3 protein-coding genes are annotated in these 2539 nt (G+C 57.0%); all 3 read left to right on the top strand.

Features of this window, described 5'->3' with window-relative positions; all coding sequences use genetic code 11:
- Positions 1 to 657 (top strand): DNA-methyltransferase (locus tag ACSHXH_RS19300; RefSeq protein WP_435673426.1); only part of this gene is annotated, 657 nt, incomplete at its 5' end.
- On the top strand, positions 654 to 1061 hold the full coding sequence (locus ACSHXH_RS19295) for a DUF5681 domain-containing protein (RefSeq protein ID WP_435673425.1): 408 nt from the start codon (positions 654 to 656) through the stop codon (positions 1059 to 1061). The genes ACSHXH_RS19300 and ACSHXH_RS19295, both read left to right, overlap by 4 nt.
- Positions 1045 to 2454, top strand: coding sequence for a phage terminase large subunit (gene terL, locus ACSHXH_RS19290; protein WP_435673424.1), 1410 nt, complete (start codon positions 1045 to 1047; stop codon positions 2452 to 2454). Before ACSHXH_RS19295 ends, terL begins: the two co-directional genes overlap by 17 nt.
- Positions 2455 to 2539 lie beyond the last annotated feature (85 nt).

The following is a 2539-nucleotide window of genomic DNA, read 5'->3' as shown; positions in this document are numbered from 1 at the left end:
CTCAGTGGTTACGATGAGCCAACAACACTCTCTTATCAAATACCGCTATTTGGACCCATAGGCGCTGACGTCAGACACTGCTGCCGCACTGGCGCGATCGCGTTTGTCTGCATGGACTGGCGTCACATCGCGGAACTGCTCGAGGCCGGACAGCGGTCCTTCGATGCCTATTTGAACCTCTGTGTATGGGCGAAAACGAACGGCGGAATGGGATCGCTGTACCGCTCTCAGCATGAACTCATCGCCGTGTTCCGAAAGGGCACGGTTCAACACCGCAACAATGTTCAACTCGGTCGCTTCGGACGAAATCGAACAAATGTCTGGTCTTACGCCGGCGTCAACACCTTTCGGGAGGGACGGATGGACGAGCTTTCGGCGCACCCGACAGCCAAGCCAGTGTCGATGATACGGGACGCTATACTTGATGTGACCAAACGCGGAGAGTTAATCTTGGATCCGTTTCTGGGAGGGGGTGCAACACTGATCGCGGCCGAGCAATCCGGAAGAGTGGCTAACGGCATGGAAATCGATGCCGCCTACGTTGACGTCGCGGTGAGACGCTGGCGAAAAGACACTGGACAAGAACCGCGCAGGGCTTCGGACGGCCGCACGCTGTCCTCCCTTGAGGCCGAGCAACCAGAGGCGGCCGAGACATGAGCCGCGGAAATGATTATGAGGTCGGCTACGGCAAGCCGCCGAAGTCCGGCGCGTTCAAGAAGGGCCAGTCTGGCAATCTGAAGGGACGGCCCAAGGGCACCAGAAACTTCCAGACAGAATTGCAAAGAATCCTGTACTCGCGGGTGACGGTGACTGTGGGGGGCAAGCCGAAGTCGGTGAGTGTCGTTGAGGCAAGCTTGATGCGCCTGCGGGAAAAGGCATTGAAGGGTGATCAAAAGGCGCTCGAGATCATCCTCGGCTTTGCGCGGGAGAGTTCCAATGCTTCCGATGCCCGTTCACGTGAACGGGAACTGAGCAAACTTGAGCAGGACATTCTTGATCGGTGCAAATTGTTCGGAGAGACCGGGAATGCCGCCGGTTCGGATCATGACCAAGATAAATGATACCGACCTACTTTCAGTGTTGCTGCGCAACGATCTTTCCAGCTTTATCCAGCGAAGCTTCGCAACCGTCGACCCTGCTGGCAGATATCTTCACAACTGGCATATCGACGCAATCGCGCACCAGCTGGAACAGGTCGCACTCGGCACGACAAGGCGTCTGATAATCACGATGCCACCGCGGTCGCTGAAGTCGATATCTGCGTCGATCGCCTTCGTGGCCTGGATACTCGGAAGACACCCCACAATGCGCGTCCTTGCGGCCTCATACTCTGAAAGTCTGGCCGAGAAACTGGCGTTCGATTGTATCAAGGTAATGATGTCCGACTGGTTCAGGCAGGCGTTCCCACTCTCTCGTATAGCGACGAACCGGTCGAAACGATCCGACTTCGAGACCACCCGGGGTGGTGGCCGGTACTCGGCTTCGGTTGGTGGTGCCCTAACCGGTCGTGGCGGTGATCTCATAATCATTGACGATCCGCATAAGCCCGACGAGGCGCAGTCGGACGCGCGGCGCACCAGTGTACTCGACTGGTATTCCTCAACCTTGCTGAGCCGCTGCAACGACCCCGTGAATACGCCTATTGTTCTCATCCAACAGCGCATCCATGAGAACGATCTGGCGGGCATGCTTCTGGATCAGGGCGGCTGGAATCTTCTTGATCTGCAGGCGGTGGCTGAAGAGGCAGCGACTTTTCAACTTGGGCGCCGAGGGATGATCCATCGCCAGGAAGGAGACCTGCTACACCCGGAAAGGCTTCCCCGCGACTTGCTTGATGACTACCGAACGACGCTTGGGTCCTATGTTTATGCCGCCCAATATCAACAGCGCCCGGCGCCACTGGAGGGTGGAATCGTAAAGTGGCATTGGTTCAAGACCTATGACATTCCCCCGGAACAACAGGGGGCCTATGAGATTGTCCAAAGCTGGGATACAGCCTCAAGTGCGGGTGAACTGAACGACTACTCTGTCTGTACGAGCTGGCTGGTATGCAGACCCAACGCATGGTTGCTTGATCTCTGGCGAGGTCGCCTGGAGTATCCGGAGCTCCATCGACAAATCCGGACCATGTCGGCGAGCATGAATGCCAGCAGAGTCCTTATAGAACAGGCCGGTTCTGGGCTGAGCCTGCTTCAGGATCTCAATAGGTTCAGCGGGATCAATGCCATAGGCATCGTCCCGAAACAGGACAAGGCGAGCAGGCTTATGAGTGTGTCGGCCATGATCGAGGCTGGACGGGTCCTGATCCCGGCGGCGGCACCTTGGCTGGCCGAGTTCCGGCGCGAAATGACGCTGTTTCCAAATGCACGTCATGACGATCAAGTCGACAGCGTGTCCCAATTCCTGGGATGGATGGATCAACCGCAGTTCGAATGGTACATCGCAGAGGACTGACGAGTCTGTTCGGAGGGGACTGTTGCGTTATTTGAGGCGGGATGATCTGCACCTAGCATGTGGCCTTGAGTTAGAGTGCTCCCGC

The organism is Marivita sp. (assembly GCF_051251565.1).
Taxonomy (GTDB): Bacteria; Pseudomonadota; Alphaproteobacteria; order Rhodobacterales; family Rhodobacteraceae; genus Marivita.
Note: the sequence above shows the minus strand (reverse complement) of the source record. Positions and strands in the feature narration are given on the sequence as shown.

Bases quoted from the DNA above. Each gene is read 5' to 3' on its own strand.
- ACSHXH_RS19295 (WP_435673425.1), top strand. From the start codon at position 654: ATGAGCCGCGGAAATGATTATGAGGTCGGCTACGGCAAGCCGCCGAAG.
- terL (WP_435673424.1), top strand. From the start codon at position 1,045: ATGACCAAGATAAATGATACCGACCTACTTTCAGTGTTGCTGCGCAAC.